This is a genomic window from Bradyrhizobium sp. BR13661, from assembly GCF_029892425.1.
GTDB lineage: Bacteria > Pseudomonadota > Alphaproteobacteria > Rhizobiales > Xanthobacteraceae > Bradyrhizobium.
In genome coordinates, this window is sequence record NZ_JARXWB010000016.1 from 1 (window position 1) to 25,137 (window position 25,137).

The 25,137-nt window shown below is 61.7% G+C and carries 24 protein-coding genes and 3 pseudogenes; 12 read left to right on the forward strand and 15 right to left on the reverse strand.

The annotated features are described in order from the left end of the window. Nucleotides 1-133: pseudogene (locus M2427_RS24590) on the reverse strand (IS630 family transposase); the annotation flags it as partial. A 33-nt stretch (nt 134-166) separates the two neighbouring features. Here M2427_RS24590 and M2427_RS24595 point away from each other — a divergent pair. The 3 genes from M2427_RS24595 to M2427_RS24605 all read left to right on the forward strand — a co-directional run bounded on the left by M2427_RS24595 (nt 167) and on the right by M2427_RS24605 (nt 1,735). Next, on the forward strand, nt 167-475 hold the full coding sequence (locus M2427_RS24595; RefSeq protein ID WP_041750430.1) for a hypothetical protein: 309 nt from the start codon (nt 167-169) through the stop codon (nt 473-475). Between the two features lie 49 nt (nt 476-524). Beyond that, the gene (locus tag M2427_RS24600; protein ID WP_049795329.1) at nt 525-932 is read left to right on the forward strand and encodes an NmrA family NAD(P)-binding protein; all 408 of its coding nucleotides are present in this window, start codon (nt 525-527) and stop codon (nt 930-932) included. A 275-nt stretch (nt 933-1,207) separates the two neighbouring features. Further along, complete coding sequence (locus tag M2427_RS24605; protein ID WP_148221414.1) at nt 1,208-1,735, forward strand: HMA2 domain-containing protein; 528 nt, start codon at nt 1,208-1,210, stop codon at nt 1,733-1,735. Between the two features lie 128 nt (nt 1,736-1,863). On the opposite strand, the gene M2427_RS24610 is transcribed toward M2427_RS24605, so the two are convergent. The 6 genes from M2427_RS24610 to M2427_RS24635 all read right to left on the reverse strand — a co-directional run bounded on the left by M2427_RS24610 (nt 1,864) and on the right by M2427_RS24635 (nt 7,977). Then, a complete protein-coding gene (locus tag M2427_RS24610) occupies nt 1,864-2,130 on the reverse strand; it encodes a DNA-directed RNA polymerase subunit alpha C-terminal domain-containing protein (RefSeq protein ID WP_012041817.1) in 267 nt (88 codons plus the stop codon). A 498-nt stretch (nt 2,131-2,628) separates the two neighbouring features. Beyond that, nucleotides 2,629-3,921 carry a DUF445 domain-containing protein gene (locus M2427_RS24615; RefSeq protein ID WP_049795330.1) on the reverse strand — a complete coding sequence of 431 codons (1,293 nt, stop codon included), beginning with the start codon at nt 3,919-3,921 and terminating at the stop codon, nt 2,629-2,631. Further along, nucleotides 3,905-4,732, reverse strand: coding sequence for an EcsC family protein (locus M2427_RS24620; RefSeq protein ID WP_012041820.1), 828 nt, complete (start codon nt 4,730-4,732; stop codon nt 3,905-3,907). Before M2427_RS24620 ends, M2427_RS24615 begins: the two co-directional genes overlap by 17 nt. Then, the gene (locus M2427_RS24625) at nt 4,729-6,840 is read right to left on the reverse strand and encodes a heavy metal translocating P-type ATPase (RefSeq protein WP_250173497.1); all 2,112 of its coding nucleotides are present in this window, start codon (nt 6,838-6,840) and stop codon (nt 4,729-4,731) included. The genes M2427_RS24620 and M2427_RS24625 overlap by 4 nt, the downstream gene beginning before the upstream one ends. A gap of 36 nt (nt 6,841-6,876) precedes the next feature. After that, nucleotides 6,877-7,440, reverse strand: coding sequence for an HMA2 domain-containing protein (locus M2427_RS24630; protein WP_148221415.1), 564 nt, complete (start codon nt 7,438-7,440; stop codon nt 6,877-6,879). Nucleotides 7,441-7,557: 117 nt separating this feature from the next. Beyond that, the gene (locus tag M2427_RS24635; protein ID WP_012041823.1) at nt 7,558-7,977 is read right to left on the reverse strand and encodes a DUF5132 domain-containing protein; all 420 of its coding nucleotides are present in this window, start codon (nt 7,975-7,977) and stop codon (nt 7,558-7,560) included. Nucleotides 7,978-8,658: 681 nt separating this feature from the next. Here M2427_RS24635 and M2427_RS24640 point away from each other — a divergent pair. Continuing rightward, the gene (locus tag M2427_RS24640; protein WP_041750434.1) at nt 8,659-8,883 is read left to right on the forward strand and encodes a hypothetical protein; all 225 of its coding nucleotides are present in this window, start codon (nt 8,659-8,661) and stop codon (nt 8,881-8,883) included. 193 nt (nt 8,884-9,076) lie between these two features. On the opposite strand, the gene M2427_RS24645 is transcribed toward M2427_RS24640, so the two are convergent. Next, nucleotides 9,077-10,312 (reverse strand): IS4 family transposase, encoded by a 1,236-nt coding sequence (locus M2427_RS24645; protein WP_148221416.1) that lies wholly within the window; start codon nt 10,310-10,312, stop codon nt 9,077-9,079. 211 nt (nt 10,313-10,523) lie between these two features. Beyond that, nucleotides 10,524-11,891: a DUF2927 domain-containing protein gene (locus tag M2427_RS24650; RefSeq protein ID WP_083780622.1), complete on the reverse strand. Its 1,368-nt coding sequence runs from the start codon at nt 11,889-11,891 to the stop codon at nt 10,524-10,526. A 282-nt stretch (nt 11,892-12,173) separates the two neighbouring features. On the opposite strand from M2427_RS24650, the gene M2427_RS24655 reads away from it, so the two are divergent. Further along, the gene (locus tag M2427_RS24655; protein WP_012041828.1) at nt 12,174-12,653 is read left to right on the forward strand and encodes a hypothetical protein; all 480 of its coding nucleotides are present in this window, start codon (nt 12,174-12,176) and stop codon (nt 12,651-12,653) included. Between the two features lie 1,343 nt (nt 12,654-13,996). Here the strand turns inward: M2427_RS24655 and M2427_RS24660 are convergent. After that, nucleotides 13,997-14,308 carry a hypothetical protein gene (locus tag M2427_RS24660; protein ID WP_041750437.1) on the reverse strand — a complete coding sequence of 104 codons (312 nt, stop codon included), beginning with the start codon at nt 14,306-14,308 and terminating at the stop codon, nt 13,997-13,999. A gap of 711 nt (nt 14,309-15,019) precedes the next feature. Here M2427_RS24660 and M2427_RS24665 point away from each other — a divergent pair. Next, nucleotides 15,020-16,288, forward strand: coding sequence for a pyridoxal phosphate-dependent aminotransferase family protein (locus M2427_RS24665; RefSeq protein WP_083780623.1), 1,269 nt, complete (start codon nt 15,020-15,022; stop codon nt 16,286-16,288). Between the two features lie 125 nt (nt 16,289-16,413). On the opposite strand, the pseudogene M2427_RS24670 reads toward M2427_RS24665, so the two are convergent. Further along, nucleotides 16,414-16,678, reverse strand: a pseudogene (locus M2427_RS24670) (transposase); the annotation flags it as partial. A 354-nt stretch (nt 16,679-17,032) separates the two neighbouring features. Here M2427_RS24670 and M2427_RS24675 point away from each other — a divergent pair. The 3 genes and pseudogenes from M2427_RS24675 (at nt 17,033) to M2427_RS24685 (ending at nt 19,477) form a co-directional block, all read left to right on the forward strand. Then, complete coding sequence (locus M2427_RS24675; protein WP_012041833.1) at nt 17,033-17,428, forward strand: transposase; 396 nt, start codon at nt 17,033-17,035, stop codon at nt 17,426-17,428. Then, a complete protein-coding gene (gene tnpB / locus M2427_RS24680) occupies nt 17,425-17,772 on the forward strand; it encodes an IS66 family insertion sequence element accessory protein TnpB (protein WP_012041834.1) in 348 nt (115 codons plus the stop codon). The genes M2427_RS24675 and tnpB overlap by 4 nt, the downstream gene beginning before the upstream one ends. Nucleotides 17,773-17,817: 45 nt before the next feature. Then, a pseudogene (locus M2427_RS24685) lies at nt 17,818-19,477 on the forward strand (IS66 family transposase). Between the two features lie 16 nt (nt 19,478-19,493). On the opposite strand, the gene M2427_RS24690 reads toward M2427_RS24685, so the two are convergent. After that, a complete protein-coding gene (locus M2427_RS24690; protein ID WP_012041837.1) occupies nt 19,494-20,171 on the reverse strand; it encodes a phosphoglycerate mutase in 678 nt (225 codons plus the stop codon). Between the two features lie 208 nt (nt 20,172-20,379). Between M2427_RS24690 and M2427_RS24695 the strand changes: the two genes are divergently transcribed. Together M2427_RS24695 and M2427_RS24700 are read left to right on the forward strand one after the other, a co-directional pair. Further along, entirely contained in the window at nt 20,380-20,865 is a 486-nt protein-coding gene (locus M2427_RS24695; RefSeq protein WP_041750438.1) for an adenosine-specific kinase, read from the forward strand. A 493-nt stretch (nt 20,866-21,358) separates the two neighbouring features. After that, nucleotides 21,359-21,586 (forward strand): DUF2945 domain-containing protein, encoded by a 228-nt coding sequence (locus M2427_RS24700; protein ID WP_280709350.1) that lies wholly within the window; start codon nt 21,359-21,361, stop codon nt 21,584-21,586. 22 nt (nt 21,587-21,608) lie between these two features. On the opposite strand, the gene M2427_RS24705 is transcribed toward M2427_RS24700, so the two are convergent. Continuing rightward, nucleotides 21,609-22,895 carry a heme-binding protein gene (locus tag M2427_RS24705; RefSeq protein WP_280709351.1) on the reverse strand — a complete coding sequence of 429 codons (1,287 nt, stop codon included), beginning with the start codon at nt 22,893-22,895 and terminating at the stop codon, nt 21,609-21,611. A gap of 392 nt (nt 22,896-23,287) precedes the next feature. On the opposite strand from M2427_RS24705, the gene M2427_RS24710 reads away from it, so the two are divergent. Beyond that, complete coding sequence (locus M2427_RS24710) at nt 23,288-23,542, forward strand: hypothetical protein (RefSeq protein WP_280709353.1); 255 nt, start codon at nt 23,288-23,290, stop codon at nt 23,540-23,542. A gap of 7 nt (nt 23,543-23,549) precedes the next feature. Here the strand turns inward: M2427_RS24710 and M2427_RS24715 are convergent, their stop codons facing one another. After that, entirely contained in the window at nt 23,550-24,017 is a 468-nt protein-coding gene (locus tag M2427_RS24715; RefSeq protein ID WP_280709354.1) for an NUDIX hydrolase, read from the reverse strand. Between the two features lie 10 nt (nt 24,018-24,027). Next, on the reverse strand, nt 24,028-25,119 hold the full coding sequence (locus M2427_RS24720) for an enolase C-terminal domain-like protein (protein WP_280709355.1): 1,092 nt from the start codon (nt 25,117-25,119) through the stop codon (nt 24,028-24,030). Nucleotides 25,120-25,137: the final 18 nt, after the last annotated feature.

The window sequence follows — 25,137 nt, forward strand, 5'->3', positions numbered from 1 at the left end:
TGGCCGTGCCGTTGCGTCGGTACTCGTAATCGTAACGCTCGATCCGGCCCGGCTTGGCGGGAATCGGTTGACGGGTCTCGCCGATGAGTTGGACCTGGCTCTCGTCGAAGCAGACCACAGGCCGCTGCGGATCGGCCGCTTAGGCCTGCAACTTCGGGAGACAAACATGAAAACCGTCGTCGTCCGGTACAAGGTCAAGCCGGAAAAAGCCGAAGAAAACCAGAGGCTAATCCAAGAGGTTTTCGCGGAGCTCGGTGCCAAGGCCCCTGTCGGGCTGCAATATCTGGTGCTCCGCCTGGAAGATGACAGCTTTGTCCATTTGGCATCAGTGGCTGACAACGCACCGCAACTTGCGACTTTCTCCACATTTCAAAGGTTTCGCCGAGATGCGGAAGCGAGGCGCTTAACCGCGCCCGAGTCCCACAGCGCAACGATCATAGGCAATTACCCGTCAGGCGACCGGTCGAGTCCCTAAGATCAGAACTGACGTAATCGCGTCTATCAAGGCGAGAGGAGATTTCGAGATGATACTGCTTACGGGGGCCACAGGACTTGCAGGTTCCTTTGTCGCGCAGGAGTTCGTTCGTACTCAGCAACGCGTCAGGATTTTGGTGAGGAATCGGGCCAAGGTTGTGCACCTTGCATCGACTCCGACAGTCGACATCGTCGAGGGCGACATGTCGGAAAAAGGAAGCTTGCGCGCTGCGCTTGAAGGGGTCGCACGAGTGCTCATGATTTCGGGACCCGATCCGCAGATGGTCGAGAAGCAGTGCACTTTCGTCGACGGGTGCAAGGAAGCCGGCGTTCGCCACGTGATCAAGTTCTCTGGTCTGGACAGGGCTGAGCCGGGCTCCATTGTGGCTCTTGTGGGTGTTCTGGTATCATCCCCCTATCCTCTAGGCAGGATCTTATTGATCCTCCTGGGAGGATGATCGATTACGCTTGACTCGGATCTCGGCTAGGCCTATGTGGGCGCCTACGGTTCCGACGAGCGTTCGCGCGCGGGGATCGTCTCTCAACCTGAACAAAGCGCCATGGGCAGTACACCCTATGGCAGTGCCACTCCGATCAACCGATCAGGGTTGGCGTTGCCACAACATATCGAGATCGACCGCGACGACCGACGTTGCGTGAGGGTTGGTGGTCGCGCGTAGGCGACCGCGTTTCGCTCACCACCGCCGGCCGCCGGCGGCCCTGGAGGTGAGCGATGTCAAAGAATCTCGCAAAAATCCCGATGCCTCAGCCACGGCGCAACGTGCCGTGCGTGATCGCGGCCTCCAATGACAACCGGCTAAACGTTGGTCGACCCGCGCGGCCGCGGCTCGCTTGTCAATGCTCCTGCTCCCCTTCTCCCGACCGAGAGCGCTCGTTCGCTGTAACGGCTGTCCTGGTGCATGAAGTACACGGGCGGATGCGATTTGTCGTGTCGGCTCTCAAGGGTGATCATGCACAAGCTGCGGCACTGTGCGAGCACTTGCTCGCCACCCGGTCGGTGCAGACGACGCACTTCAATTCGGTCACTGGGAGCCTCGTCGTGACCTATGACCCACTTGTCGGCACACGGGACGTTGTGTTGCGGGCACTTGGCGAACTCGGCTGCTCGGTCATCCTGCCAACGCGGTCTTCTGGCGTCGGCCGTGAGCGTGAGTTTCGCGCCGCGACCTACTTCGGCAAAGCAGCGCTGCACTTTATCCTCGACCATGCTCTCGAAAGCGCGGTCGTCGCCATCCTGTGATGGTCCTCAACGAGCGCCGCAAGAGGCGCTCGTCATCAGGCGTATACCGCGGATGTTCTGATGTTCTTGACGGAAACGGCCGCGGCTCTCGAGAGAAAGCCCCTTTCGGCCACGAATTAAAAATCAGTTCAGTGGTTGCGATCCTCGGCCTTGGTGGGCATCGGTACGGCATCGCCGCGCACGCCCACGGAGGATGGCAATCCAAGGGTCTTGCGGAGAAGGGCGAGCGAGCTCGTTCCCAGATGTTGGATCCGAAGAATCTCCTTGTCCGGCGTTTCCCGTATTTCTCCGATCGTCGTCAAGCCTGCCGCAACGAGCGCCTCTCGCACCCTGAGCGGAAGTTCGACGTTCAGGATCGGCGTGTCATCCGGAAGTTCGGGAGATGGATCGATCATGACCGTTTCCGTTCCACCTGTTGACGATCGGCATTCCTGCGGTCTGCAAACGCAGTTCGGCCGCGTGCGCGAAAAAGGAGGATCGAGTCGATCGGTTCAGCCTCGTATTTGGCGGCAACATGCAGAGCGTAGGCCAGTTCAAGCGCCAAGCCTCATCCTCAAGGTCGCCTTGGGCATGCGAGACATATCATGCACCGTGGCGAGTTGAAAGACTCGCACCAGCACCAGCAGACGCCGTCGGCTCACCGGCAATCGTTTGGCTTTTGATCAAAGAAGGGCGCGAAGCATGGTCCGGCAACGACTGCTGCTGTTGCTGACTGCCGCGCTGCCGCTTCTCAGCAAGAGCGCCTGGCAGGGGAAAGGGAGTCAACTGCGATTGTCGAACTCGGTGGTGCTGGCGAATGGGGGCTGCCGGGTGCTTCGAGTATTTCGCATCAAGAGCTCCGTATTGCGGAGTTCGACCTTTTGCGGGCACGATTCAAGGTTGGCGCGCACTCTCTAATGAAACTCGCGTGCGACGGCAAAGATCAATAGGCCAACGAGGCCGCCGACCAACGTGCCGTTGATGCGGATATATTGCAGGTCGCGACCGACCTGCAGCTCGATCCGCTCGACCAGCGTTTCGGTGTCCCAATTCTCGACCACCTTGCGGATGAACGCCGCAATCTCGGCGCGCCGTGGCGCGACGGTGCGTAGCACCGCGACGCGAAGCCACCGGTTGACGCCATCGTGGATACGCGCATCGTTGAGGAGCCGCTCGCCGATCGCGATCAACAGCTGTTCGATCATATCGGTGAGCCGCGCCTGTGTTGCCGCATCGTCGAGCCGGTCCTCGATGGCGAGAAGGAGCGCATCAATCTGTCCGGTGACCTGGTGGGTGCTCAGGAGATTCGCTTTGATCTCCTCGCCCCTGGCCGCCAGTCCCGGGTCGGTGGCGAGATCGTCGATCAGCCGGGTTACGGTCGCGGCGAGCTCGACACGCCAGGGATGGCCGGGCTCGCGCATCTCGTCCAGAATCCGCCTCACGCCTGCGATGATCTTGTCGGCGAGAAGGCCGTCGATCCATTTCGGGATCAGGCGCGAGGTTTGCTTCGCGACCTTGGATTTGATGAGCTCGCGGTTGTTCCCGAGTGCCGCGCTTGTGTGGTCGAGCAGGTGCTCGATGACCGTCTGCATCTCGCCATGGGCCCAGAGCAGCGAGAGCAGGCGGGAGGCGAGCGGGGCGGCGGGGACGGCTTCGATGCCGCGCCGCACGGCTTCGCCCATGAAGGCGTTGAAATCCTCGCGCGGCAGCGCGCGCAACCCCCGCTGCAGCAACAGCGTGGCGCGTTGGGCGACATTGCGCGCATTGCCGCCGCGCAGGATCCAGCGCGCGACCCAGCCGGAGAAGTCGACATCTCTGATGCGCTCGGCGAGCACCCGCGGCGAGAGGAAGTTGTTGGCTATGAAGCGGCCGATGGCGATGCCGATGCGCTCCTTGCTGTGTGGCACGATGGCGGTGTGCGGGATCGGCAGCCCAAGCGGGTGACGGAACAGGGCGACCACCGCGAACCAGTCGGCGCAGGCGCCGATCATCCCGGCCTCTGCAAAGGCGCGAAGATAAGCGAGCCAGGGCAACTCGCGCTCGCCGATTGACGTCAGGATGAAAAGCACCAGCATCAGCACGAGCAGCGCGGTGGCGAAGAAGCGCATACGGCGCAAGCCGGCGCGCCGCTCGCCCGCCATGGCACTCGGCGCGGGCGCAAGGACGCGCCGCAGCCGCGATGCGGCAAGATCAATGGCGGAGGGCATCGGACTTGCGCGCCGCAAGCTCGTCATAGCGGGCCCGGATATTGGCGCTGCCATAGCGGCGCTCGAGCCGACGCAAGGCGAAGTGGCCCTGTGCGATCCTCTGGAAATGATCCATGAAGATCATGTTTACCGTGGCGCCGCCAAGCGCGCCGAGCACCGGCAGCGCGCCGGCCGCGACCTTGTCGGAGACGACCAGGCCAAAGCGCGAGACGATTTCGCTGACGAAACCTGCGACGACGGGCGCGGAGGCGTCGATTGCGCCGCGCTCCAGCGCCAGCGCCGCGACGTCATGAGTGTATTTTGAGATCAAGGCGCGGGCGGCATAGTAGCCGACGTCGATATTGTCGGCGTCGGGCTTGGCGCCATAAGCGAAGACCTCGAGACAGGCGAGCCGCGCCTCGAGGGTGGCGAGGTCCTCGCCCTGGTGCTGGGCGATCTCCGCGATCGCCCGCAGCATCAGCGTCGTCGTCATCGGCAGTTCGACCGCGAGCGCCCCAAAGCCGAACAGGCCGCTGACGCCGCCGGTGACGCCGGCGAGAAAGGAGGAGAAGCCGATCGCGGGCGTCCGCGGTGGCTTTTCGTCCAGCGTATCGACGGCGACTTCCAGTCCCTTCATGACGGCCTTGCGCACCAAGCCGCTGAGCTGCCGGTTCACGGGCTTGGGCAGGAAGCCGAGCACGCGATGCACCGGCACGCCGGCATAGTCGGCGAGCCTGGCCGCGAAATTCCGGCCTTCCAGCTGCCTGACCGCATTCTTTAGGGCGGCGTCGTCGGCCGGGGCGATGGCAAACAGGGTGACATCATCGGTCATTGGTAGCGCAGGATTGGGCGGATGCCGTTGCCGCTAGCGAGGATCGCCGAGCCGTTACTGATCAGCGCCGTGACCTCCGGCGTGATCAGCCCGCCCGGCAATGCCAACGCCAGTGCGAGCGTGTTGAGCGCGGCGACGATCGCATAGTTCTGCTTGATGAGGCTGACCGCGCCTTGCGAAATTTCGATCGCCTTGACCAGCTTCCACAACGAATCCTCCATGAGGATCACGTCGGCGGATTCATGCGTGACTTCCGCGCCGTGTTTCATGGCGATGCCGACATCGGCAAAAGACAGTGCGGGCGAGTCGTTGATGCCGTCGCCAACCATGGCGACGCAGCGGCCCTCGCGTTGCAGCTCCTGGATTACGCTGGCCTTGTCGGCCGGCAACATGTCGGCAAAATGGCGCGTCAGGCCGAGATCGCCGCAGACGGCGCGTGCGACCACCGCATTGTCGCCCGTCAGCATGATGGTGTTCCTGATGCCGCGCTCATGGAGCGTGCGGATCACTTGCGGGCTCTCGTCCCGGATCTTGTCCGAATAGGGCACGAGGCCGGCGAGCTTGCCATCGACGGCGATGTAGAGGCTGGAAAAACCGCGCTGGTCGAGGCCGGCGCGATCGCGCGCCGACCTCTCGGTCCGGATGCCGCTCTGGCGCATGAAGCGCTCGTTGCCGACGTGCAGGTAGTAGCCATTGACCTGGCCTTCGACGCCGAGCCCGATCCGGTACTTGGTCTCGTTGCAGGGCGGCACGTTGACGGCAAGTTGCCTTGCCTTGCTGCGCAGCGCCTCGGCGACGGGATGCTGCAGCTTGGTCTCGGCGGCAGCCGCCAGCCCAAGCAGATGGTTCGGCGTGATGTGACCCTGGTAGGGGATGATATCGAGCACCGCAGGGTGGCCGTGGGTGAGGGTGCCGGTCTTGTCGAACACGATGGTGTCGATCTCGGCGAGCTTTTCCATATGGCCGCCGCTTTTGATGATAATGCCGGCGCGGGCGGCATGCGTCATCGACGACAACACTGCCGTCGGGGCGGCGACGCGAATCCCGGTGCCATAGTCGACAATGACAAGCGACAGGAAGCGGTTGAAGTCACCGGTCACGGCTGCGGTCGAGGCGGCGAGCGCGAGCGTCGGCGTCACCAGGCGGTCCGCGAAACGCTCCGCATGATTTTGCATCCGCGTGTCGCCTGTCGGCGCCGACTCCACCAGCCGCACGATCTGGCCCGCGGTGGTCGCGGCTCCGACGCGCAGCGCGCGCACGGTGATCTGGCCTTCGCGGATCACGGTCGCCGCGAATGCCGCCTCGCCTTTGCCGCGGCTGACCGGCAGGCCTTCACCGGTGATGGTCTTCTGGTCGATGGTCGCGTGGCCATCGACGATTTCGCCGTCGACCGGAATCATCTCGCCGGGATAGACCACAACGAGATCGCCGGCCTGCAGCTCGGCGGCGGAGACCGATACCACAGCATCGCCGAGTAGCACCCAGGCGGTCCTGGACTGGAATTCAAGCAGCTCGCTGATCGCGCGCTTCGATCCGGCGGCGGTGAGATCGCGTATCCAGTCGCCGAGCTTGATCAGCCAGGTGATGATGCATCCGGCCAGCGGATTGCCCTGCATGACCGAAGAGGTGATGGCAAGCGTGTCGAGCACGTCGATATTGAGCCGGCGTTCGGTGTCCCAGACCTTCCAGGCGCGCCTTGCGATCGGCAGCGCGTTGTAGAGCATCAAGGGCAGGTTGACCGCGGTGACCACGGGATTGGCGCTGAAGGCCATGAAGAGCGAGAGCGTGGGAAGCGCCATCGGCGAGTCTTTTGCGACCTCCGGCGGCTTTGCGGGCGGAGCGTCTTTCAGCGCCTGTGTGCAGAATGCTTTCACCTCGGACAGGCTTAAAGCCTTGAACCGCTCCAGCACTGCAAGCAGCATGCTCTCGTGGGCCGGGTCATATTCCAGCACCAGGCTCGCGCAGTCGTAATTGATCCGCGCGCTGCGCACGCCGGACTGCGCGCGCAGCCAATCCAGCAGCCTCTCGGCAAGTCTGCGATTGCGGCCGAGGTCGGGGACGTTGAGCCTGACGCGTCCGCGCATCGCATGTCGAAGGGAATATTCCATGAAGCTCTCGATTTCGGCGGCCGGCCTTGAGCTTAATCAGCCCGGCGCGAAAGCCTCCTCTTTCTCCGGAGCATCGGCCTCGCCCATATTGGCCTGGATCATGTTATTGAGCGCGAAGATCGACAGCGTGACCCAGACCGGGGTTGCGGCATTGGCGCCGACTTCGAAGATTGTGAAACCGGCAACGCCCACGGCGAGCACGATCTTCAGGTCGACGACGTTGCCAGTCGCTATCTTGATCTGGCGGTCGAAGTCCTTGAAGTAATCGACGACGACCTTTGCCGTATGCGAATGCTCGGCGAGATATTCCGCTTCCTGCTCGATCCTGTTGGCGAGCACGTCGATCTCGTTGGTCGGCGGCTTGAACTGACCGCCGGTCTGGCGCTGCAACTGGCCATGAAATTGGTCGTGACGTTCGGTGTCGTAGTGCAGAACCACGCTGCCGGTGGTCGGATTGACGGTGACTTCCTCGATGCCTGGGATTGCGTTGAACATCTGCTGAATCTGCTCGATCAGCTCAGGGTTCTCCTTCACCTTCGGCACTTTCAGGCGAATGCGCCCAGGCACCTGATGGGCGATCTGCACCTTCATTTTCGTCATCGGCGGTCTCTGGTTTTGTCGGGCCGCACCATTGCCACGCGTCCTGAACCCGCGCGCGGGTCCCGGACGCCGAATGGTCGTCAATCGGCCGCTTGCCTCGCTGACAAGCTGTCGGCCTCAGGCCGCGTGCTTCGTCGGCGGTTCGTCCGCCGCCGGCTCCTTGGCTGCCGCTTCGTTTTCGGCCTTCACCTCGGCGACGATATCGTGCACCTGCTCCTGCGCTTCGGCGAACATTTCCTTCGATTTCTGCGCCAGCTTGTAGGTGCCCCGCACCGTCGACTTGAACAGCGGATTGAGCGCGCCGGCGAGCCGCGGGAAATATTTCGGTGCAGCGACCGCGGCAACGCCAAGCGCGATGCCGGGCAACAGCGCCGCCTCGAACACGGCCGCGCCGACGGCGACGACCGCAACGGTGGCAACGGCAGTTCTCAGCCCACTGTCTTCCTCGCCCTCGCGGACATGTCCCTCATGTGCTTCGGCCTCACGCGGGGCAGCCTCATCGGTCGAAAATGAAGCCTGGCCATTACCTGTCGGCATCCTAAAACCCCTTTTCTGTCGAACGCATAAACAGCGCAAACAACGGCCTCCTTGGATAGGAGCCGAGTTCAATGACCTTACGACAGTTTTATGACAGTCATATCAACGTGGGGTGGGCATGCTTTTTTCGTTCACCGCCGCGAGCGACCGTCAGACCGGATATCGCGCGCGAATGGTGCTCGCGCGCGTCAGCGGCGCGCCATGGCGACTCGCGTCTCCGGAGGCGATTTCAGTCGAATCGAGCGCACGCTCAACCGTCTCCGAAATCGCCGGTTCGAACTCGGCGGTAACTTTCGTCAGAGTGGGATCTGCTCTCGATCGCCATGTCGGTCATGGCGGCCGCGGCGGGCTTGCGCAACCGGAGCTCGGATGAGTGGACGCGCGAGTTCGAACTCGAAATCGCGTCGGCGAGAGCCGCCGGTGATGGTATCTGAATCACTGCGATGTGCGAGCTGTATCAGTCTTGATTGCGCACGCGGCACGCGATGCTAGCTCTAGTCTGCCCTTGTTTTGATCGGCTGATCGCTATGCACATTGTTTCAGCATTTGCTAATTATTCTTGCGAATTCTGAAGATTGGGATCAGCATTCGGACCCGAGGGACAACACGACGCCGGAGAGAGTCGTCGAAATGCCCGAACCTCGTCGGTTGCAGTTGTCTCGCTTCAGATGGAGGGGGCCGATGTCTAGGACTTTCGTCCTCGTTGGTACGACGCTCGCGATCGCCGCCTCGCCGCTCTTGCTGGCTCAACCAGTGTCCGCGGGCGCATCCGCCAGCGCACCGTCGAAATATAGCCAGAGCCACCAAGTCGTGGTGGCGCATCAGGTGCTTCACCCGGTGAAGACTGACTACCCAATCACGGAGTATTCGTCCTCCTCCGCGAAGAAGATGTCGCCACGGAAGTAGTCTCGACCGAGCGTCCGATTGATCGATTTGAGGTGATCGCCTGCTGTCAATCGGCGTGTGCGCGCGCGGGCACGCTGGCCTGATCGAGAGGGTTGTTCCGGCGGACGAGGTCACGCGCTGTTGGCAGCACGACCGGGAGGAGGTCATCGATCTCCTTTGCGGTCATGCCCGGCCGGACGCGCGGCTATTCGATTCACACATTTTTGAGCCTCAAAGTGGTGCCGTATTTGATGCGGCGGAAGGCTTCGAGGCCCACCCGCATCACCATTGGGCCGGGCTTTCCGTAGTAGGCGGTCCATCCTCCGAGCCGAGCGATGACCCATGCAGCGAAGGCAAGCGTACCTTTTCGGTGTGGGTTCTTTTGCTTCTCGGTAGCTCCCTCGAATTCGGCAGAGAGAGCTTCGAGCACAGGCCGATCGTCGGGGTCAAAGGCCTCGATCAATTTTTCCTCGGTGGTTCCGTCACGGGCGCGCACCAGTTGCATGATGGTGACCGCGGCCACAGCGGCTGCCGCGACAAACTTGATCATGACTTCTGGCTCACCAATGTCGGCCTCCTCGATATCAAAGCCTGCCGATTTGAGCGTGCGAAAGAACTCCTCGATCGTCCATCGCTTACGATAGAGATCGACAATCCGACGTGCTTGCTTTGAGCTCCTCACGACGTGAGTGGTGAGGAGCCGCCAATGGATCGACTCGCCGTCATGGGTCGATGACACCTCTCGAACATCCACGATGGTCAGTCGGACCGTATCGGGCAGATCAGGTGCTGGGCTTGGATGCGGCCTGCATAGCGTTACGGGTGAGAAGCGCAAGGCAAGCTCGGCCGTCCGCTCCTTGCGGCCCGGAGCTGCAGGTATCGTCACGCTGAACCGGGCTGCTTCCGGCAGGCCATCGACGAATGCAAACTGACTCGTAAAAGTCCCGGATTTCAATTTGATCTTCCGGTTCCAATTGGCTCGGACAAGCAGCTCCACATTCGGCGGACGTCGCACGAAGTGTTCGTAAATATCGCTTTCCCGGTCGGAGATGACGGTGATGCTCTGCGCTGCAGATAGAGTCTCGCCGGCTTTCGTCGCCGTCGAGAGCCAATATTGAGACTCTTTATCTGCTATCGCTCGCGAGCGCCGGGCCGTCACCTTGCCCTTGTCCCGATTCCAAACCTGCGCATCAACAAGTCCCAGCAATGCACCATTTTCGGCATCAAGCGCGAGCGCCGCATGCAGCAGCAGCCCACGTGTTCCACCTCCTTTGCCGACAGGTCCATATCCATTGGCTTTCGCGCGTCGCCCGCCAATTATCAGTTCGCTGTTGTCTTGAACCACGATGATCTCGCGACCGGCAACACGTAACGCCGTGCGCGCTGCCGCGTGGCTCGCCATCTCTTCGACGCCTACTCGTTCGTTGCGCAGAAAGCGCGTGAACTGCATCTCTCGCGCACGGTTCCCGGCAAGACGTCGAATCCGCGAACATGGCCGTCGAACAAGCGCCGCATGCAGCAAGGCCCCCCTTTTTCGAGGCGGCGATCGCCAAATCGCCCCAGTCCAATCTCTATCGACATGCAAATGCCCCGCGTAAAGACCTGCCTCCACCAAGGAATCAGTCCTCAACGAGCCTCGCAACCCAAAAAGATGTGTGCATTCAATAGCGGACGCGCGGATCATAGAGAATGTTAAGCAGAAGCTGATCGTAGATGTCGAAGAAGCCCATCTGGACGTCGTCATTGAACATGGTCCAGGGCACGGATGCGCCGTCGTTGATCGCTCCCAATCCCTGCAGCAATTCCTCATATGCGCAATCGTAGAAGGCGAAATCGCCGGCGTCGACCGGCAGCAGGATCACCTCCGCCCGCCGAATGCGATAGGCGCCGTCCTTGGCGATGCCCGATAGGCATTGCGGATTGAGGGAATGCTCGATCTGCCGGGCCCCCTCATTGCCAAAGCGGGCGCGCATGGTTGGCAGCAGGTCTCGTGCGCTCACCAGCGTCACTACAAAATTAGCGGCCTTCCGGTCGGTGGTCGCCGCAATGTCGAGATGATCGATGCGCTGGCGGATATCGGCGATCACTGCGTCGAGCGCTACGACGCGTTCACGCGGGACCTTGCCGTCGACGAAGATCCGGACCGGTTCGTCGAATTTGCGGATGCGATGCGTCCGCGCCCCAATTTGCAGTTCAGCGTCGAGCGCGATCTTGAAGAACCCATCGCGGATCTCGGCGTCGCTGAACGTCCGCCGTTGTTCGGCGCGGCGGCTCCAAATATCCGGATTTTCTGCGAGTGCCGGAACCGCGAGGACGCTGAGTGACGTCGCAGCACCAATGCCTATCGCCAATAGCCGGATCATCGTTCGTGGATGCCTCGTGAGACCGCGCCCCTTCCTTAAGCAAGACTCGTACCGATTGTCTCGGTCGTGTCCGCGCGCGGCGGCGCGAGCCTTGGACCAAATATCTCCGACGGGCGGGTAGGAATTCGAGGGGTGGCGGTTAACGATCGCATAGGCGCGGCATAGAGCCGGCGCGGCCAAGGTCGGAGCCAACGTGATGGATATGGTTGATATGGATGCGGCAATGAAACGACCTGGATTTGCAATGTCCGGCCGGGCAAATGATCCGCGACGCCGGTCCAGCGATTTAGCCGGAAGGGAACTTTGTGGCGCGAAAAACCCATCCTCATGGTTTGCCTGAGCGTCGGTTTGTTGGTGACGGTCGAACCTCCCGCGCTCGCGCATCCACCTCGCCGCCGGCGCCGGATGGCCTGCTAAGAAGCGGGCCGCGACATGGGGCGCCAATCGCGACGGCATCTTTACTTGCGACGAATGGAAGGCCTTTGCCAACCGGACATTCGCCCTGGCGGACTGCAATCGAGACGGAAAGCTCGGCAAGGCCAAATTCGCGACGGTGCCAAGAGCCGACGCTGCCTTGGCCGATGCCGATTTCGGATACTTCGACGAGAACCAGGACGGCAAGGTTACGCGCAAGGAGTTTGTCGAGAAGCCGAGCGCATTCATCATGCGTTTCGACGGGAACGGCGATTGTCGCGTCGCGGGCGACGAATTAAACGGCGACTGCCCCCACGGGTCCGCAGGGGCCGGTCGAGGGGGCACGGGATAGGTTTCAGACGACTGCGACAACAGCTCCGTCCCGCGACCTGGTCGCGGGGCGGTGCCCGAACTGAGGCCGTTAAATACCTGCTATATCATTTGATCACCGGGATTGTCGCCCGCACGTCAGCAACTTGTCAGGTCTGGTTTGGTACCCCCTTAACATGTGCAACATGCGACGAGGCGTGGATCATGGGGGCCATCGATTCATCCCGGCGGGCAGACATGGGTTGGGACGCGCTGATCTTGTCATCGGGGCTCCTTCTGTTCGTTTTGCTCGTGCTTGCCCATGTCGGTACCGATGGCAGTGGATACGCTGATCGGATCATTAGCTATGCCACCGCCATTCTGGTTTGCGTTGGAATTTTCTGGCTGGCCGTTCGACCCTACGGCAACCGGTTTTCCGGTATCGACCTAAGACCTCGAATTATCCTGGCTCGGCTCCAGGCCGACCGCATCGCGAGAACTTTGGCGCGCATCGTTCTGTTTCTAATGACGCTGTCCTCTTGCGTAACGATTCTTCTGTCGTTCAGGCATGTTGGCGCGAGCTGGAACGAGAAATTTTGCGAACTCATAGCGCACGGTGCGCTTGCATTGGTAGGCATCTATACGGTCGTGGTCGCGACCGCCAGCCGTCAGCGAGTCCGGAGCATCATTGGACAAACCGAGTAACTAGCTTGCGCGACCTGCCACCTATTCAGTTCAGGAACGGGCCGCAACGCCAGAGTCCCCTGAGCGACTTGGCGATGCCCAGAGGAGGGCTGTCCGTGACCTTGCCCTCAATTTTATCCAGGTCTGAGTTCGTTCGGGCGGTTGCATGTGTCCATATGGGCGGTGTTAGCGGCGGAAGCTGGCGCGGAGCTCTCGGCATAGCGTAGCGGCAGATCCCGACGCGGGGACCGCGTCCAAGCCCGAGCGTCTTCGTTTCACGCGGCGAGCGTGCCCAAAGAGTAACCCCGCCGCGCTGAGAACGCGACGGGGTTGAAACGAGGCCTGCGGTTGAAGGCCCGCATGAAGCGGTCATGACAGCCAATCCTAAAGATTTCTGCAAGCCATTTGGCCCGATTTGATCTACCCGCCCTGCGTCGATCCGATGGCCGATCCACGAACTCGAGCACTACGTTCACTACGACGACTGCTCTCAGCTGCGCGGCTATTCCTACAAACGCCGCGCCATGGTCGCGCTGCGCACGACCAAGATTCAAGCCATCCGCCGTCCACGTGGTAGCTAGAGCCGAAGAATTCCACCATCCGACGCGATCGGATCAGCGAGGGGCTCCCCGGCTCGTTGCGACTGTGGACGACTGCCTCAACACCCTCGCGCGAGAGAGCCTTTGCGATTGCGATCCAGAATTACCCCTGAGGGGCCGCCAAGGACACCTCTATCGGGACCCCTACGATGGTAGTCTTCGGTATTTTGACACCGGAATCCCGAAGTTAGGTCAAGTTTATGGTTTACGGTTTGTGAATAAGTCTTGCGTAGCCTGGAGCCCGACGCGGAAACAACTCAACATAGGTTCCATGCCAGTCCCAACAGCACGGACGCTTGAGCAGGTTGTCAGGTTGCAGCGAAGCTGGCGGCTGCAATACATGATGGAAATCGCCAGGCTCTTTCTAAAGCAATAAGGCTCCCGCGGTTGGAGCGCCGGTCTTAAGAAGCAAGGTCAGGGCTTACATACCGGGGACAAACGTTAAGTCTGTCGCGGGTTCTCCAAAGAGTACCCCGCGTGCCGCGCTCGAGCAAATGGGTGGCGAAGCTATGACGGAGCGCAAGAAGGGAAATCGCGCCGTGTGCAGTCTCGAGGCTTTGGCCGCCTGCTTGGACAGTCGACTGAACTGAGACGTGGTCAGCGGCCGGATGTCGACCGCGAACGGGGAACTGCCAGCGGTGTTCCGGCGCAACGCCGCTGTCATGCCTAAGTAGCACCTCCACCATTGCCGTAACAGACCTAGGACCTCTGCCGGCAGCATCACGTGGCGGTCCTTGCGGCCCTTCGACTGCAGGATGCGGATGATCATCTGCGCGCTGCCGATGTAACCTGCCCAGCGGGCGCGCTCCACTCGCCGGCGAGCTGCCAGAAGCTATAGACGACCATCAGCATCGCTTGCGCCTGCATGCTCATCGCGATGGTGAGCATGCCCTTGACCTCTTCGGGACGGCTCAGCGCCGGCGGCAGCTTCTGTGGCTCCTTAATGCGCCAGGCCTCGGCTGCTAAATCGTGGCGGTGCAGCGTGACACGGAACAGAAGCCGCACCCCAGTCATGATCCGATTGCGGTTGCCGATGCAGGCAACGCTCTCAATGAGGTGCAGCTGAAAATATCGCATGCACCTCGTCGGGTATTGCCGTGTCGGGTGAGCGTTTGAGCCAAGCGGCGAACCGCTTGCAGCTATGAACGTGGCTGCGCTGCGTGTGCGGGGTGAGCTCGCGCGCAGCCATATCTACGATCATAGGCTGACGCGCCGGACTGACACTTTGGTCTCGCTTATGGGGAGCTCCGTTGTGGGTGAGGTTGACGACATCTCGATTCTCAGGACGGGGCTCTCCAACGGCTATTGGGATCCTCTCGACCGACTACCAGCCCCTCGGCTCTTGCCCCGCGCAGCGGGCTGGAGCGAAGCGACTTTGTGTTCTGGCCCATCTCGACAAATTGCATGCCGCACGATCTCAGTCTTCTTATGAGCAAAGCAGACTGGCGTCGTCGCGTCACGCCACCAAGTTTTGTGGGCACACGCCTGAAAAGCCTCGACTTCTAAGTGGAGTTATGTTGTAGGATCTAGGACGGCTGCGGGCACTTCGGCGATCTCAGTGAGATCGCAAGGCTCATTGGGCGCCATGCCATGTCAATTGAGCAACTCGATTTTGGCTAATTTTGGCGGTATCGATCTGTGGCTAAGGTAGAGATCGCTGAGAAACGAGCAAGGAAACTTAACCGCAGCGAGACCGTAACTTCGAGTAGAGCGAGCCGGCGGAACTCCGTATGCTCAAATCTAAAATCACGGCGCTGGTCGGGGTCTGGTAGAAACTTAGGGGTCTGCTTGCAAGAATTTATTGAAATGGCCGAATGGCTACTCCACCAAAATCTCCAGGCTGGCGATCCAGTTGAATCCTTGCCCACCCCGGCTTTTCAGGCCAATGGAAGAAAATATGTCTCCTTCAGCACCAATAATTACTTGTCGATTGCGACAAGCGCTCGCTTCACCGGCGCAGCGAGGCGGGGTCTGGAAACCTACGGCGTTGGAAACTGCGAGTCGCGGCTGCTGAGTGGAAACCTTGCAGTTTACGGTGAGCTTGAGCACAAGCTCGCAGGCTGTAAGAAGAAAGACGCGGCTGTACTATTCGCGACAGGATACATGGCCAACTTGGGGGTCTTGTCGTCTCTCCCGCAAACGTCAAAATACGCACGCATTTATGGATTTACCGGCGCTCGGGAATATACCTACGCTTACTTTAGCGATGAATTGAATCATGTTAGTATTCGCGAAGGCATCCGCATGTCCGGAGCCGCGCGGGCGACGTATCGTCACCTTGATCTCAATCATCTTGAAGGGCTTCTCAAGAAATCGACCGCGACAACCAAAATCATCGTCACTGATGGGGTCTTCAGCCAAGACGGCGATATTGCCCCCTTACCCGACTTACTGCAACTCGCTGAGCTCTACGACGCGGCGCTTTATGTAGACGATGCTCACGGAACTGGAATTCTTGGTGAAAACGGCGGTGGAATTTGTGAGCATTTCGGCGTCACGAGCGCACGCATCATTTACATGGGCACGCTCAGTAAGGCCTATGGCGGGATCGGTGGCTTCATTGCCACAGAAGCACACATCGCCAAGATTATTCGTCTAGCCTGCTCGGCATATGGATTCACGTCAGCATTGCCTCCAGATCAAGCGGTCGCCCTTAGCGAGGCAGTGGACATGGTCGTGGACGAGCCGGAACGTCGTGCCCGCTTGTGGGAAAATCAACGTTACTTCGTTACAAGGATGTCGGAACTGCCGTATCCGCTCGTCTCGACAGGGTCGCCGATTGTCCCAATTCTGGTCGGAGATGAGGATGCCGCGGACGCCCTCGCGCTGTCGCTTGGCGAATCGGGCATCCACGTCGATGCCGTTCGCTTTCCGGCGGTCCCCCTACGCAAAGCGCGCCTTCGCATTCAACTAAATGCTGGGCATACCAGTCAAGATATTGATCAGCTCATCGACACACTACGGGTGCACCAGCATGGCGCATCCGCAACCATCATGTCGACGCTAGGCATGACAAAGATAAAGCGTGACGAACCTGCAGGCAACGAGGCGCTCTAATAGCTACGCACATGTGCGGAGATCTGATCGCCATTTCAGGTCGAAGGGCGTTAGTTTCAAGGATTCGTATATTCTTTCAAAGGCGTCTTGTCGTCTCAAGACCTGGCATCAGTTTGACACACCGTCAACGTGGCGGCGCGGTCGGCACCACGTTTTGAGCCGGCGAAGAGCCAGGACTTGCGGCCGAGGGCGAAGCCACGCAGCGCGCGGCTCTTCCGCATTGTTTGTCAGGCAGATGCGTCCGTCATCGACGAAGCGAGCGAACCGGTCCCAGCGGTGCAGCAGGTAGTCGATAGGCTTAGCGACCGCGGAGGAGTTCAACAACCGGGCGCGCTGCTCGCGCCGCCGTGCTTCCAGTGCCGTCAAAAGCGGAGCGCTTTGTTCTTTGCGTACCCGCAGCAGCTCCCCGACGCTTTGGCCGTTGTGACATTGCCCATCGCGGTGTCATTAGCTTGCCGGCCGCCAAACTCGGTCCCAAAAGTGGAGACGGTTGGATTCCAGCTCCTCTCCCTCCGCCGCGATATCAATTGTCCAGCCCGGACACATGGGTAACAGAGCGTACCTAAGACGTGGGTGACAACCTCGTGCCGAACGGGTTGTCGAGGGGCTGTGACGTTTTCTGCTCCAAGTCGAAACATCCCAGATCGTAGTGCATGAAGCTGACGAGCCAAATGCCCTGGTCGACCGTATCCGTCCGAGGGCGGCCGTCTTGCGAGTTTTTTCGACCTGTAGCTGACTGTCCTTATGGACGTACATAAGGACAGTGCGGTGCTGAGCCGCATGGATTTGGTGGAGACCGGTCGGCGGCGACGCTGGAGGCGTGCGGAGAAGCTCAGAATCGTAGAGGAGAGCTTCTCGGGGCCGCGACTGGTGTCGGCGACGGCTCGCCGGTATGGGATATCACGTCAGCTTCTGCTGAGCTGGCGCAAGGCTTGGACCTCTCATGATCCGGCCGAAGAGGATTCGATCGGCCCGACATTCGTCCCTGCGATAGTTGCGGCAAGTACGCCGCCAACGACGGAAGCTGTCGAGACAGGTCAGATCGAAATCGTGAGCCCTCAGGGGCTGCGCGTGGTCTTCGGCCCCGGTGCGGATATCGAAGCGGTCGTTCGAATTGCTCGGGGCCTGGCGCGGCGATGATCCCGATCCCGACGGGCGTGCGAGTGTGGCTGGCGACGGGCCATACCGACATGCGGTGCGGCTTTCCGAGCCTGGCTCTGCGCGTGCAGGAAGTGCTCAAGCGCGACGCCATGGGCGGCGGTCTTTTCTGCTTCAGGGGCAAACGCGGTGATCTTTTGAAGGTCATTTGGCACGATGGTCAGGGAGCATGCCTGTTTACCAAAAGACTCGAGAGAGGCAGGTTCATCTGGCCGTCGGTCGCCGGTGAAGCGGTGACGATCTCTCCGGCGCAGCTCTCCTATCTGCTGTCCGGGATCGATTGGCGCAATCCTCAGGAAACCCAGCGCCCGACGCGGGTCGGATAGCGCTTTATGGTTTGATTCCGTTGCCTGATCTGATTCAATGGCTTCATGACATCGAAGCCGGACGATCTTCCATCGGACCTTGTCAGTGCCCTGGCGGCGCTGCAGGCCGAGCGTGAGGCGCGGCTGCGAGCCGAGGCGGTGGCTGCCAGTGCGCGGGCGGAGCTGTCGGACAACGAGGTGCTGATCGCGCATCTCGAGCTGCGAATCGAGAAGCTCAAACGCGAACTGCACGGGCAGCGCTCCGAGCGCACGGCGCGCCTGATCGAGCAGTTGGAATTGGAGCTCGAAGAACTCGCCACCACGGCGAGCGAGGATGAGCTTGCTGCCCAAGTCGCAGCGGCGAAGACGCAGAACGTCCGCCCCTTCATGCGCAAGCGGCCGGTGCGCAAGCCATGGCCAGATGACATCGAACGCGAGCGCGTCGTCGTTGAGGCGCCAACGACCTGCACCTGCTGCGGTGGGGCGCGGCTGGCGAAGATCGGTGAGGATGTGACCAGGACGCTGGAGGAGATCCCGCGTCGCTTCAAGCTGATCGAGACGGTCCGCGAGAAGTTCACCTGCCGTGATTGCGAGAAGATCAGCCAGCCGCCCGCGCCATTCCATGCCACGCCGCGCGGCTTCATCGGCCCGCGATTGCTGGCGACGATCCTGTTCGACAAGTTCGGCATGCATATCCCGCTCAACCGCCAGAGTGAGCGCTTCAAGTCCGAGGGCATCGACCTGCCGCTGTCGACACTGGCCGACCAAGTCGGCCACGGGACCTTCGCCGTCATGCCGCTCTTCCACCTGATCGAACGCCATGTGCTCGCCGCTGAGCGCCTGCATGGTGATGACACCACCATCCGTATCCTGGCGAAGGGCAAGTGCAGGACCGGCCGGATCTGGACATATGTGCGGGATGACCAGCCCTTCGGTGGGCCTGCGCCGCCTGCGGCGGTCTATTACGCCTCAAGCGACCGACGAGGCGAGCATCCGCAGAGGCATCTGGCCGCCTTCGCCGGCATCCTGCAGGCCGATTGCTACAGTGGCTTCGAGCCGCTGTTCGACCCGCAGAAGAAGGCGCAAGGCGCAGCCGATTGCGCCGGCATTCTGCTTTGCCCATGCGCGGCGGGGCTTCTTCGAACTGGCTGACATCGAGAAGAATGCGCGGGAAGGCAAGAAAGGCAAACCGGTCTCCCCGATCGCGCTGGAGGCGGTCAAGCGCTTCGACGCGCTGTTCGAGATCGAGCGCGCCATCAACGGCCATGGTGCTGGCGACCGGCGCGCCGTGCGCCAGGAACAGAGCAAGCCGCTTCTCCAGGACATGCAAGCCTGGTTGCTGCGTGAGCGCGAAACCCTCTCGCGTTCCTCCGAGGTTCTGAAGCCGATCAACTACATGCTCAGGCGCTGGGACGGCTTCGCCCGCTTCCTCGACGACGGCAGGATCTGCTTGACCAACAACTGCGCTGAGCGCGCATTGAGAGGCATCGCCTTGGGGCGGCGCAACTGGACCTTCGCCGGCAGCGAGCGTGGCGCCGACCGTGCCGCCACCATGCTGACGATGATCACGACCTGTCGCCTCAACGAGGTCGATCCCAAGGCTTGGCTCGCCGACGTCCTCGCCCGTATCGCCGATCATCCCGCATCGCGTCTGAACGAGCTGCTGCCCTGGGAATGGAAGCTCCTGCGCCAGGCCGACAAGCCCGCCGATCAGCAGGCCGCCTGACCTTCACCCAACACGATCATAGACCTCGTCGTGCCCGCGCGCATGCGTCAATCAGGCGGCCTTCGTCGTATGCGTACGCTTCCACGATTGTGCAGTAGGCTTTAGCCACACGCTCCCAGCGATGGTCGCGATCCATGGCATAGTATCGGCCGCAAACCGACACGATCGGAATGGAGAGCGGCAACGCCGCGCTCAAGCGTGAAACATACACATCTGCCGATCGCGGCGGAGTGTCACGGACGTCAGTAATGGCATGAACGACGGCAGACACACCGGTTTCGGCGAGTATCTCAGCAAGCGCTGTCGCATGATCCTGATGCGAGTGCACTCCCCCCGGGGAGATCAAGCCTAGGAGGTGGCAGGTGCCGCCGGTCCGCCGCAGCCGCTCCATCAGGTCGATAAGGGCGGACGCACTTTTGATCTCACCGTCGGTAATCGCCGCGCTGATGCGTGGCAAGTCCTGCATCACGACGCGGCCGGCGCCGATGTTGAGATGTCCGACCTCGGAATTTCCCATTTGTCCTTGCGGCAGCCCGACATCGAGACCCGACGTTTGCACGAGTGCGTGCGGGCCGGTGCCCCACAGATGGTCAAAATTGGGAGTTCGCGCCTGACGGATGGCGTTGTCAGCGACCTCTTCTCGCCAGCCCCAGCCGTCCAGAACCACAAGCATCACCGGTCGGTATTTCTGCATGTCCAGCTCCTCTCACCCAATGAGTTTTCCTAAGAAAAAACTGGACGCAAGTCTGTCCGCAGACAGGCGTGGCCAAGATCGACGCTGCGTCGGCCTTGAAGGGACGCGCTTCGCGCTGGCTTCGGCCGCTACTGCCGCCTGTGGCGGCTTGCAGCCACCTTGCGACAGTCTACCATTGATGCATAGCTTACCTAGCTGGAGCAGAGCCATGGAACTCACCGTGGTGCCTATCGTCAAGCCAGACGCCGCCAACTTCATCTTCGGCCAGTCGCATTTCATCAAAACCGTGGAAGACCTCCACGAGGCGCTGGTGGGCGCGGTTCCGGGCATCCGCTTCGGGCTGGCCTTTTGCGAGGCCTCCGGCAAGCGGCTGGTCCGCTGGTCAGGTAATGACGAAGCCGCCCTCGCGCTCGCACGCGGCAACGCATTGGCGATCGGCGCCGGCCACACGTTCCTGATCTTCCTGGGCGACGGGTTTTTTCCCGTCAACGTTCTGACTGCAGTGCGCGCGGTGCCGGAAGTCTGCCGTATCTATTGCGCGACAGCTAACCCGACCCAAGTGATCATCGCGCAGACGGAGCTGGGCCGGGGCGTGCTCGGCGTGGTAGATGGCGCCTCGCCGTTGGGTATCGAAACCGACGCCGACATTGCGTGGCGGAAAGACCTGCTGCGAAAGATCGGCTACAAGCTGTAGGAAACGGATGAAGTCGGCATGTTGCACCGGCTCCCACGCGTCGAACGCGACCGGCTCGGTATCGATCTATCAACTGATCCTGCGGGAGAGATGAGAACGCGTGGACCGAACGACAGGCCGGACCCCGTCAACAGCACATCAACAGCAAATAGCGCTTCGTTCCAGTCCCGTTCGTGTTCCGTTTGCACCTCTAACGGCCTTTTCGCTTTGATTTTACACGAGAATTTGTGCTCTGGACTACCTTGACATGGTAGGGGTCACAGGTTCGATCCCTGTCGCGCCCACCATCCTTCGCTCGCGATAGCGAGAGAAGGATGCCACGCCGAAGCCCAAAGGGCGAAGGCGGGCTGCCGCTGCGAGCTTCGGCTCGGCAAGTCACGATCCAGAAATCACACGCGAAGCGTGTCCGGCGTAGCTCGAAGAGCGTAGACGGACTGTCACGTCCAGCTCCAATGTTCTGGAACATCGGCCACTCACCCGGCATTGTTCTTTTATGCCCAAGGCCTCCACCAAACCCTTCAAACGTGGCGACCACGTCAGCTGGAATTCCGAGGCTGGCCGTGTCCGCGGTCATATCCTGCGCGTGCACACCAAAGACGTCGACTACAAGGGCTATGTCCATCACGCGACCGCCGACGATCCGCAATATGAAATCAAGAGCGACAAGACCGATCACGTCGCCGTGCACAAGGGGCGGGCACTACGGCTGCTGCGCAGCTGACGCCCGGTTGCCGCAAACTCCCTCACGTCAGCGGCAGCAAATTCTCCGGGATCGGCACTGGCGCGGCCGGCACCAGTGAGGCGACCGACACGTGCGGCCAGGTCAGGCCGTTGAAATCCAGCATGACCTTCTGCGAGTACTGGATCTGTGTCGTCGCCACCCGCACGCGACCGCCGGCAAAAGCCTTTCCCGGCACGAACGGGAGCGTGGCGACGAAGCTCGGCACCAGCGGCACCGTGCCCTTCTGTAGCGGCTGCAGGATGATCGGCGGCTCGCCCGATGCGATGCGCGGCACGTCGATGTCGTAGATGACGGTCTCGATCCAGAACACGGCGTCCATCTGGAATGCGTTGGCGTTGGCGCCGTTGCCGCCGGGCGTTGGAGCCGGCACGCCCTGGAGGAACGCGATGTTCGACGTGCCGCCGGCGAAGTTCGGTGCCTGTGGATGCGGTCCCGCCGAAGCAACCCCTGGCAACGGACCTCCTGACAGCGGCGAGCCGGGTTTGGTCGAAGTCTCGATGACGATGGTCTGGCTGATGGTCTGATGCGCGATCTGGTTGCGCAGCACAATGTTCGGATCGGTGATCATGGCCTGCGTCAGCTTGCCGGATGCGATCAGCGCGGTGAGGTCCTGCGGCAGCCGGCGCGTGGTCTTGTTGCTCGCGGTCTGATTCTGGAACGTGATCTTGTTGGCCGGATTGCCGCCCAGGAACGGCGTGATGTCGACCGCCGCGATAACAGGCTTGCCGGCGATGGCGGGTAGCGCGGCGCCTTGCGCGGTGATCGTCGTGCCGTGCGGGATCGAGGCCATGCGCGCGACGGTGAACGGTTCGTGCGGATTGGTGCTGGCGGGCACCGCGAGCCAGATGCCGGGCTCGAAGTGGATACCGACAGGCGTTCCCGTGGTCACGTCGTTGATGGTCTGAAGATATGGCACGCCGTTGAGGAAGGCATCCGCCTGCGGCCCCGAGCCGCGATTGGGAATCGAGCCGAGATTGTTCGAGAACGATAGCGTCTCGTCGGTGAGGTTCAACTCCAGCAAATTGTCGGGCGGGTCTGTGGTGGTGATCGGTCCGGGCATCTGGGTCGGCGTCGTCGCGCTGTCCGGCCGGAAGATCGTGTTGAACCCCTGACCCGTGAACGTGCCGGTGAAGGCCGACAGCGGCCCGAGCGTAGGCGGCAGGGTGACAGGCACCGCAGCGGGAACGGCGGTGGCGTGCGCGACAGCCCTGAACACGGAATCGACCTGATGGATGGAAAAGTTGGCGGTCTTGCTGAAGGCGCTGGTGAGCGACTTGGGTTCGTCCATGGGGCGCTCCTTTCGATGGCTGCAAGCGCAATTGTCGATGCCGGCGCTGTCCCGGGCCGGCGCTCCGGGGCGGATCATGGGTGCACGCACGCGGCCGCCGTCGCATCGCCGGGGTCGGCGAAACGTCAGGTATTGTCGGCACTGATCGCGATCTGACGGGTCGTCATCCGTCGCAGGGATCGTCCGTCTTGCCCCGCAGGACTCGAACTCTGTGTTCGAAAATGAAATAGTCGAGAAATGGATACGGGGTTCGTGCGCCCCGTTCGTCTTGGTTACATCTTGATTATGATACAACCTAAGCGTCGCTTCAAGTGTGTTTCATTTCACAGGTGCAGGAGCGTGTGAAGAAAGCGTCGGCGCGCGACCGGTGAACGACAATGAATGGAATGCGAATGATGCGGTCGATCTGTTTTGCCTTGGGGGCCTTGGCGGTCTCGGCGCTGATGGCGTCGAGCGCGCATGCAGCGATCATCGACTGGCAGGCCGAAATGGAGCGCTGCCGCGCGGTGCGCGCGAGCGTTGCACCGCTGCTCGAGGCTGGCGAGGGGATATCTGCCGTCGGCCGCTCCAACAGGTCCGTCCGCCGCTGCATCTGGATCCAGCGCATCGCGGTGCGGAAGAAGATCAAAGGCGCGGAGGTGTGGTAGCCGCCTGTCAGCTCGGCTCGTCGTTCAGCCCGAGCAGCAGGTTCTTCAATCCGGTTGGATAAAGGCTCGGGCCATCGGGCAAGTCGAGATCGGCGAGATCGAACCAGCGGGCGACGATCTCTTCTCCGTTATCCTCGCGGAAGTCGATACGGTCCTGGTCGCTGAAAGTGCCGTCAGGAAACGCGACTTCCGCGAGGAACATCACCTCGTGCCCGGTCGCGCCCTCGTGGACAAAGATGTTCTCCATCATCAGCGGCTCGCCAATGATGGTGACGTCGATGCCGAGCTCTTCGTTGAGTTCGCGCGTCAGCGCAGCCCGCCAGTTCTCGCCGAACTCGATCTCGCCGCCGAGCGGACGCACGCCCTTGATCCGGCCCGTATCGTCGCGCACCTCAGCCGCAAGCAGCCGACCGGCGCGCCAGTGCAGGCCGATCGCGACGACGCGAATGTGGGGATGAGGGCGCCAGGTGGTCATCGGGGGCAGCTCACTCCACCAGATATTTCTTCACTGCGGCCTCGTCCCATTTAATGCCGTTGCCGGGCGCCTCGCCCGGCAACACAAAGCCGTCCTTGATGGCGAGCCGCGTTGCCAGCACTGCATCCGCCCAGTCGACATATTCCAGCCAGTGCGCCGTCGGCGTCACGCAGAGCAGATGCGCGCTGACCTCCGAGAACAGATGCGTCGACATCTCGACGCCCGCGGCATGCGCCAGTGACGCGGCGCGCAGCCAGCCGGTGACGCCGCCGATGCGCTGCACGTCGGGCATCACATAGTCGCAGGCTTCAGTCGAGAGCGCGGTCTGCATCGAAAACGCGCTGTCAAAATTCTCCCCGATCTGGACCGGCGTGCGCAGCGCATCCGCGATGCGGGCGCAGCCTTCATAGTCGTCGTGGCGGATCGGCTCCTCGATCCAGGTCAGGCCCTCGTCGTCGAGCATCTCGCCGCGGCGGATCGCTTCCGTCACCGTCAGTGCCTGGTTGTAGTCGCACATCAGCGTCACGTCGTCGCCGACCGCTTTCCGCACCGCGCGGACCACGGCGAGATCGTCCCGCGCCTCGGGCCTGCCGACGCGGATCTTTGCCGCGTGAAAGCCCTCGGCGAGCAGCTTGTGCGCCTCCTCCACCACGGCGCCAACAGGCATGATGCCGAGCCCTTTCGAATTGTACGCCTTCACCGGTTTCGGCGCGCCGCCGAGCAGGCGGGCCAGCGGCAGGCCGCGTGCGCGGGCGAGTGCATCCCACGCCGCCATGTCGATGCCGGATTGCGCCAGCCGCTGCAGGCCGGCGAGCCCGAGCAGCGTGAAGCGCTGGGTCAGCTTGCGCTCGATCTCGAACGGCAGCAGCTCGTCGCCGGCGAGCAGCGCTGACATTTCCGTGACCATCGCGGTCAGCGGCTTCAAGGCCGACGGCGTGATCGAGAACAGATAGGCATGCCCTGTTACGCCTTGGTCGGTCTCGCAGTCGATCAGCACCAGCGGCGCTTTCGCCACCGCGCCGGTCGAGGTCTGAAGCGGCAAATTCATCGGCACGATCACGGCTCGCGCGTTGAAGCTGACGATGCGGATGGTCTCGGTCATGGGCGGCGGTTCCGGTTT

What these genes read in the sequence shown, in the direction of transcription:
- M2427_RS24595 (WP_041750430.1), top strand. Translation starts at nt 167, where the DNA reads ATGAAAACCGTCGTCGTCCGGTACAAGGTCAAGCCGGAAAAAGCCGAA.
- M2427_RS24600 (WP_049795329.1), top strand. Translation starts at nt 525, where the DNA reads ATGATACTGCTTACGGGGGCCACAGGACTTGCAGGTTCCTTTGTCGCG.
- M2427_RS24605 (WP_148221414.1), top strand. Translation starts at nt 1,208, where the DNA reads ATGTCAAAGAATCTCGCAAAAATCCCGATGCCTCAGCCACGGCGCAAC.
- M2427_RS24610 (WP_012041817.1), bottom strand. Translation starts at nt 2,130, where the DNA reads ATGATCGATCCATCTCCCGAACTTCCGGATGACACGCCGATCCTGAAC.
- M2427_RS24615 (WP_049795330.1), bottom strand. Translation starts at nt 3,921, where the DNA reads ATGCCCTCCGCCATTGATCTTGCCGCATCGCGGCTGCGGCGCGTCCTT.
- M2427_RS24620 (WP_012041820.1), bottom strand. Translation starts at nt 4,732, where the DNA reads ATGACCGATGATGTCACCCTGTTTGCCATCGCCCCGGCCGACGACGCC.
- M2427_RS24625 (WP_250173497.1), bottom strand. Translation starts at nt 6,840, where the DNA reads ATGGAATATTCCCTTCGACATGCGATGCGCGGACGCGTCAGGCTCAAC.
- M2427_RS24630 (WP_148221415.1), bottom strand. Translation starts at nt 7,440, where the DNA reads ATGACGAAAATGAAGGTGCAGATCGCCCATCAGGTGCCTGGGCGCATT.
- M2427_RS24635 (WP_012041823.1), bottom strand. Translation starts at nt 7,977, where the DNA reads ATGCCGACAGGTAATGGCCAGGCTTCATTTTCGACCGATGAGGCTGCC.
- M2427_RS24640 (WP_041750434.1), top strand. Translation starts at nt 8,659, where the DNA reads ATGTCTAGGACTTTCGTCCTCGTTGGTACGACGCTCGCGATCGCCGCC.
- M2427_RS24645 (WP_148221416.1), bottom strand. Translation starts at nt 10,312, where the DNA reads ATGCAGTTCACGCGCTTTCTGCGCAACGAACGAGTAGGCGTCGAAGAG.
- M2427_RS24650 (WP_083780622.1), bottom strand. Translation starts at nt 11,891, where the DNA reads ATGATGAATGCGCTCGGCTTCTCGACAAACTCCTTGCGCGTAACCTTG.
- M2427_RS24655 (WP_012041828.1), top strand. Translation starts at nt 12,174, where the DNA reads ATGGGGGCCATCGATTCATCCCGGCGGGCAGACATGGGTTGGGACGCG.
- M2427_RS24660 (WP_041750437.1), bottom strand. Translation starts at nt 14,308, where the DNA reads ATGCGATATTTTCAGCTGCACCTCATTGAGAGCGTTGCCTGCATCGGC.
- M2427_RS24675 (WP_012041833.1), top strand. Translation starts at nt 17,033, where the DNA reads ATGGACGTACATAAGGACAGTGCGGTGCTGAGCCGCATGGATTTGGTG.
- tnpB (WP_012041834.1), top strand. Translation starts at nt 17,425, where the DNA reads ATGATCCCGATCCCGACGGGCGTGCGAGTGTGGCTGGCGACGGGCCAT.
- M2427_RS24690 (WP_012041837.1), bottom strand. Translation starts at nt 20,171, where the DNA reads ATGCAGAAATACCGACCGGTGATGCTTGTGGTTCTGGACGGCTGGGGC.
- M2427_RS24695 (WP_041750438.1), top strand. Translation starts at nt 20,380, where the DNA reads ATGGAACTCACCGTGGTGCCTATCGTCAAGCCAGACGCCGCCAACTTC.
- M2427_RS24700 (WP_280709350.1), top strand. Translation starts at nt 21,359, where the DNA reads ATGCCCAAGGCCTCCACCAAACCCTTCAAACGTGGCGACCACGTCAGC.
- M2427_RS24705 (WP_280709351.1), bottom strand. Translation starts at nt 22,895, where the DNA reads ATGGACGAACCCAAGTCGCTCACCAGCGCCTTCAGCAAGACCGCCAAC.
- M2427_RS24710 (WP_280709353.1), top strand. Translation starts at nt 23,288, where the DNA reads ATGATGCGGTCGATCTGTTTTGCCTTGGGGGCCTTGGCGGTCTCGGCG.
- M2427_RS24715 (WP_280709354.1), bottom strand. Translation starts at nt 24,017, where the DNA reads ATGACCACCTGGCGCCCTCATCCCCACATTCGCGTCGTCGCGATCGGC.
- M2427_RS24720 (WP_280709355.1), bottom strand. Translation starts at nt 25,119, where the DNA reads ATGACCGAGACCATCCGCATCGTCAGCTTCAACGCGCGAGCCGTGATC.